7 protein-coding genes are annotated in these 5,402 nt (G+C 67.1%); 6 read left to right on the plus strand and 1 reads right to left on the minus strand.

From position 1 onward, the window contains the following. On the plus strand, positions 1-430 hold a 430-nt coding region (locus WAZ62_RS22205), incomplete at its 5' end, for a GNAT family N-acetyltransferase (protein WP_422645699.1). A 404-nt stretch (positions 431-834) separates the two neighbouring features. Next, the gene (locus WAZ62_RS22210; protein WP_422645700.1) at positions 835-1,263 is read left to right on the plus strand and encodes a MucR family transcriptional regulator; all 429 of its coding nucleotides are present in this window, start codon (positions 835-837) and stop codon (positions 1,261-1,263) included. A gap of 65 nt (positions 1,264-1,328) precedes the next feature. Here the strand turns inward: WAZ62_RS22210 and WAZ62_RS22215 are convergent, their stop codons facing one another. After that, entirely contained in the window at positions 1,329-2,531 is a 1,203-nt protein-coding gene (locus WAZ62_RS22215; protein ID WP_422645701.1) for a 2OG-Fe(II) oxygenase, read from the minus strand. Positions 2,532-2,749: 218 nt separating this feature from the next. Between WAZ62_RS22215 and WAZ62_RS22220 the strand changes: the two genes are divergently transcribed. The 4 genes from WAZ62_RS22220 (at position 2,750) to WAZ62_RS22235 (ending at position 5,346) form a co-directional block, all read left to right on the plus strand. Continuing rightward, a complete protein-coding gene (locus WAZ62_RS22220) occupies positions 2,750-3,220 on the plus strand; it encodes a Fur family transcriptional regulator (protein ID WP_422645702.1) in 471 nt (156 codons plus the stop codon). Further along, positions 3,217-4,152, plus strand: coding sequence for a lysophospholipid acyltransferase family protein (locus tag WAZ62_RS22225; RefSeq protein ID WP_422645703.1), 936 nt, complete (start codon positions 3,217-3,219; stop codon positions 4,150-4,152). Before WAZ62_RS22220 ends, WAZ62_RS22225 begins: the two co-directional genes overlap by 4 nt. 94 nt (positions 4,153-4,246) lie before the next feature. After that, positions 4,247-4,585 (plus strand): acyl-CoA thioesterase, encoded by a 339-nt coding sequence (locus tag WAZ62_RS22230; RefSeq protein WP_422645705.1) that lies wholly within the window; start codon positions 4,247-4,249, stop codon positions 4,583-4,585. 128 nt (positions 4,586-4,713) lie between these two features. Then, complete coding sequence (locus WAZ62_RS22235) at positions 4,714-5,346, plus strand: TetR/AcrR family transcriptional regulator (protein WP_422645704.1); 633 nt, start codon at positions 4,714-4,716, stop codon at positions 5,344-5,346. The last annotated feature ends 56 nt before the right edge of the window (positions 5,347-5,402 follow it).

Below are 5,402 nucleotides of genomic sequence, written 5' to 3' on the forward strand. Positions count from 1 at the left end.
GCGCCCCGCGGCCGAAGGCGATCTGCCCGATCTCGCCGCGCTGCATCTCGCGGCCTTCCCCCATGCGCCCTGGGATACCGAAACCCTCCGCCCGCTGGCCTTCGGCGCCGGCGCCATCACCCTGATCGCGCCCGGCGGCTTCATCCTGCTGCGCGTCGCCGCCGATGAAGCCGAGATCATCACCCTGGCGGTCGCCCCCGCCGACCGGCGCCGGGGCCTTGGCCGGCGCCTGCTGACCGCCGGACTGGCGCGGGCGGTGGCGGCCGGCGCGGCTGTCGCCTTTCTCGAGGTCGCGATCGACAATCTTGCCGCGATTTCGCTGTACCGCTCGGCCGGTTTCATCAATGCGGGCCGGCGACGCAACTATTACACGCGGCCGTCCGGCGCCCCCGTGGATGCATTGGTGCTGACACGCGACCTCTCGGCCTGACCGGTTTTATCACCAACAATCCACCCATTTCGAACAGTGGGTGCAATTCGATGATTTCGACCGGGCGAGTGCCAGTCGATCACCTCGCCATCGGGATGTTTTGCTAGCGATCACTTTGTGATTTTGAAGATCAATGTAAACATCAATTGATTTCCCCGAACGGGCACCTTATAGATCAAAATCAGTCGGCATGAAGATAAACTGCCGCTTGTCGTTGCTGCCGTTTCGATGGATTTTCCGAGGCCCCTTCAAGGTCTCGTGCAGACGAAATCGGGACAGATGGAGCGGGGGGCAATCCGGAAGTCAACGGCGAGGGCGCAGTCGATACTTCGGGCGACGGGTCGATACATTCGCCGGGGCGCAGGCTTCGGCACAACACGCGTTGCGCGTGGAAAGGGCACCTGATGAGCGAAGAAAAGGCAGTGCACAGCGAGCTTCTGTCCCTGACGGCAGATATCGTCGCCTCCCATGTTTCCAATAACTCGGTTCCGCTCTCCGAGCTGCCCCAGTTGATTCAGCAGGTCTACGCGACGCTGGCCGGCATCGGCACGCCGAAGGAAGAGCCGGCACCGGCCCGGCCGCAGCCGGCCGTGGCAATCAAGAAGTCGGTGACGCCGGAATATCTGATCTGCCTCGAAGACGGCAAGAAGCTGAAGATGCTGAAGCGGCACCTGATGACCGCCTATGGCATGACCCCGGACGAATATCGCGCCCGTTGGGAACTGCCGCCGGATTATCCGATGGTCGCCCCCAATTACGCCGAACAGCGCCGCGACCTCGCGAAGAAGATCGGCCTCGGCACCTCGCGCCGCAAGCGCACCCGCCGCGCCTGAGGGCTGACGGGCAAGATCAGGGCGGCCGCGCGGCCGCCCTTTTTTTGTCCGCGTGCTGGGCGTCGTCAGCCGCCGGCGCTGTCCGCGCCCTCGAAGAAACGCAAGTTCTCGGCCCGGATCCTCGCCGCCGGCTCGTCGTAGAGAAAAGGCAGGAAGGCGAGGCGGCGTCCCCGGGTCACCGGCCGCACGCTGTGCAGCAGGGAACAGGAAAAGACGACGGCGCCGCCCGGTGGCGGCACCAGGCCTTCGGGGCTGAATTCCGGGAAGAAAATGTCTCCGCCCTCGAAATCGTCATTCAGATTGATCGAGACCGCGAAGCGGCGATGGGCCGTGCCCCTGGTCGTGTTGTCGCGGTGCGGCCTGAAATGGCCCCCGTCCTCGGCCGTGTAGCAACCAACCAGATAGCGTTCCATCCGCGTCGCCTCGAACTGATAGGCCTTGCGGATCTGCGGCGCGATCCGGTGGTGGATGCGACCCCGCGTCTCGGCGATCAGGGCTTCGTCCGCGATCTCGACATCGCGGCGGCGCTTGTGGCCCGGGTCGGTGACCAGCCGGGTCATGCCGTCGATCTCGCGCATGAAACCGCTCTCCGTGCCGCCGACCGCATCGTAATGCTGGATGAGCCGTCGGCACAGGTCGGGCTCGAACACCCGGGGCAGCAACAGCACCGGGGCCTGCGTGGGGCGGCCCGCGTGAAGGGCCGGCGGCGGCAGCCGCGACAGATGATCGAACAATTCCGCCTGTTCGGCGCCGCCGGGCAGCAGGGGAAAGACCCGGTCGACCCGCAGCAGGGGGTCGAGCACCAGCCAGAACCGCCGCCCGGTCACGCGGCCGGCCGGCTGAGGTTCCATGGGCAGGGCACCGTAAGCCCGGCCGACGGCGCCGTCGAAATCCCAGAAATGCCGAAGTCCCGGCAGGCTTTCCCGGACGCGGGCCTGCCGCTCGTCGTCGGCATCGGATGACACGCCGAAGAAGCAGCAATGCTGATCGTCGAACAGGCCGCGATTCCGCTCGACGGCCTGAAGCGCCGCGGCCGAAAGCGGATCGCCGGCCGAAATGAAGAACAGCAGGACGACATGGCGGCCAGCCACCGTGTCGAAGGCATAGGCCGGGTTGCTTGTGCTGCGTTGCCTGAACCAGGGCGCCGGGTCGCCGGGGTTGAGCCGGACATAGCGTATCGGCGCCGGTGCTTCCTGTCCGGCGGGGGTGGGCGAGGGAAACGGGTCGGAATTCGGCATGAGGCTGTGGTCTGTCACGGGCAGGATCATGGAGGCGAAGTCCATGATAGCCGGCATACCGGGGATCGAAAGCGCCATCCTCGCCCCGCCGCGCGCAAGGCGGGAGGGCTGGCGGGGGATATCGGCTTTTTTTGACTTGTTCCGGGTGACGCCGCTGGCCCGTCGCGGCATACTGCGGCGAATTGCATGACAGTTCGGGGAATAGGCCCCGCGATACAGCCCCCGGAAGTGGTCCGAGACTAAGCCCGATGTCCGATCGAATCGAGAATATCTGCCTCGCCAAGGGAATGCGCATGACGGATCAGCGCCGCGTGATCGCGCGCGTGCTGTCCGAATCGGCCGACCACCCGGATGTCGAGGAATTGTATCGCCGGGCCATCGCGCTCGATCCCAAGATCTCGATCGCCACCGTCTATCGCACCGTGCGGCTGTTCGAGGAAGCCGGCATTCTCGAGCGTCACGATTTCCGCGACGGCCGCTCGCGTTACGAGGAAGTGCCCGATTCGCATCACGATCACCTGATCGATCTGGCGACCGGCCGCGTGATCGAGTTCCGCAACGAGGATATCGAGAAGCTGCAGGAATTCGTCGCCCGCGAACTGGGCTTCCGCCTCGTCGATCACCGGCTCGAACTCTATGGCATCCCGCTCGACCGGGCCGACCGCAACGAACTCGACAAGGCGGCGGATATCCTCGCCCGGGCCATGCGCAAGCCATGACCGCTGCCGCGGAAGCCGAGAAGCGCAGCGCCTCGCGGCGCTTCGCCGGACGTTCGCGTCGGCGGGATCCGTTCCAGTTCGAGGCCGGCGAATGGCCCGACCTGCCGGCGCCCGCGCTGCCCGGCCAGTCGCGCCTCGGCCGGATCCGGGCCTTCTCGCGCCTGTCGGTCTTCGTCGCGCTGCTCGTGCTCATGGTGCCGGTGCAGTTGCTGGCCCTCGCGCTCGACCGCAAGATCGCCGTGGCCGTGCCCTTCTTCTTTCACAAGATGCTGTGCCGGGCGCTGGGCGTGAAGCTCGTCGTTCACGGCCGCCGGCACAAGCGGGGCGCCGTTCTCTATATCGCCAATCACTCGTCCTGGCTCGACATCCCGGTGCTGTCGGCGGTCATTCCCGGCTCCTTCGTCGCCAAGAGCGAGATCGAGGGCTGGCCGATCTTCGGCTTCCTCGCGAAACTGCAGCGCACCGTCTTCGTCCAGCGCGAGAAGCGCAGCCGCACCGCCGAAAGCCGCGACGTGCTCGTCGACCGGCTGCGCGGCGGCGACAATCTGATCCTGTTCCCGGAAGGCACCTCGTCCGATGGTTGCCGCGTCCTGCCGTTCAAGAGCGCGTTGTTCGGCGCCGCCGAGATCGAAGTGCCCCGGCGGGGCGGCGGCGTCGGCCCCGTGGTCGTCCAGCCGGTCACGGTCAGTTACACCCAACTGCAGGGCATGCCGATGGGCCGCGACTACCGGCCCTTCTTCACCTGGTTCGGCGACATGGAACTGGCGCCCCATCTCGTGCAGGCCCTCAGCTTCGGGCCGATCACCGCCGAGATCGAATTCCATGCGCCGCTGACGGTTACCGAAGCGGGCAGCCGGAAATCCCTGGCCCGCCATTGCGAAACCGTGATCCGCGCCGGCCACGCCCGCCAGATCCAGGGCCGCGCCGAGTAACAGGGGCGATCACTTGCCGACGAGGGGCGCCTACGTGCCAGTCCAACCCAACGAACAGCCACCGGCCGGCGAGCCGACCATCCGCACCATCGCCATGCCGGCCGATACCAACCCGGCCGGCGATATTTTCGGCGGCTGGCTGATGGCCCAGATGGATCTGGCCGCCGGCAGCGCCGCCGCGAGGCGCGCCCGGGGCCGCTGCGCCACCATCGCGGTCGAGGGCATGGCCTTCCTGCGGCCGGTCGCCGTCGGTGACGAGGTCAGCCTCTATGCCGAGATCATCGATGTCGGACGGACCTCGATGAAGATCCGCGTCGAAGCCTGGCGCCGCAGCCGCGACAGCGAGGATACCTTCAAGGTGACCGAGGCGACCTTCACCTTCGTTGCCATCGATTCGAACGGCAAGTCGCGCCCGGTCCCGCCCAAGAGCTGAGCGCCCCCGGCCCCCATCGGCCCGCCCCTTTTCCGGATCGCGTTTTCTAATGCCCGCCATCAATTTGCCTTGGCGAATTTAATGCCTGGCATTATCGTGGCTGGAGACAACCGCCAGGGGGAGGGCCCATGAGCCGGATCGACGCGCGGGATGCCATTCTCGCCTCCGCCCTGAGACTGTTCGGGGAGCGGGGCTTCGACGGCGTGGCGACCACCGAAATCCTCGAAGGGGCCGGCCAGCGCAACCAGACCGCCCTGCAATATCACTTCGGCTCGCGCGAGGGGCTTTATCGCGCCATCGTGGTCGAGCGGCTGAAGGCGATCGACGCGCGGCGGCTGGCCATCCTCGATCCAGGCGCCACGGGATCGGCCCGGCCGGACCTGCCGACCTGCCTGCGCGCGCTGGTCCAGCCCCTGCTGGAGCAGGCGCTGCAGGGCCAGGGCGGCGCCGATCATGTCTTGTTCCTGCGCCAATATTGCGCCCGGCCGGGCTTCAGCCTCGGCACTGTCGCGCAATCGCTGGCGCTGCCGGGCATGAGCCTGATGATCGTGGCGCTGGCCCGTCATGCGCCGCCACCGCCGGGCTGCCCGCCGGATTTGGCCGCCAGCCTGATGCTGCAGGTCACGACCACCATGCTGGCGGCCTGGCTGCAGGACGGTGGCGCGACTTTCGCGGCCGACGCCTTTCAGGCCGCCGCCATCGAAAGCTGCCGGGCGATCCGCCGCGGCCTGCTGGCGCAGGCGAAGGCCGGCGCCTCATAGGCCCCGAAGCGGGAGCCAGCCCCGCAAGCAAACAACAATAACGACAAGAACGAGGG

This window comes from Zavarzinia sp. (assembly GCF_049306435.1).
Taxonomy (GTDB): Bacteria; Pseudomonadota; Alphaproteobacteria; order Zavarziniales; family Zavarziniaceae; genus Zavarzinia.

Coding starts and splice junctions, on each gene's coding strand:
- WAZ62_RS22210 (WP_422645700.1), top strand. CDS start 835: ATGAGCGAAGAAAAGGCAGTGCACAGCGAGCTTCTGTCCCTGACGGCA.
- WAZ62_RS22215 (WP_422645701.1), bottom strand. CDS start 2,531: ATGATCCTGCCCGTGACAGACCACAGCCTCATGCCGAATTCCGACCCG.
- WAZ62_RS22220 (WP_422645702.1), top strand. CDS start 2,750: ATGTCCGATCGAATCGAGAATATCTGCCTCGCCAAGGGAATGCGCATG.
- WAZ62_RS22225 (WP_422645703.1), top strand. CDS start 3,217: ATGACCGCTGCCGCGGAAGCCGAGAAGCGCAGCGCCTCGCGGCGCTTC.
- WAZ62_RS22230 (WP_422645705.1), top strand. CDS start 4,247: ATGCCGGCCGATACCAACCCGGCCGGCGATATTTTCGGCGGCTGGCTG.
- WAZ62_RS22235 (WP_422645704.1), top strand. CDS start 4,714: ATGAGCCGGATCGACGCGCGGGATGCCATTCTCGCCTCCGCCCTGAGA.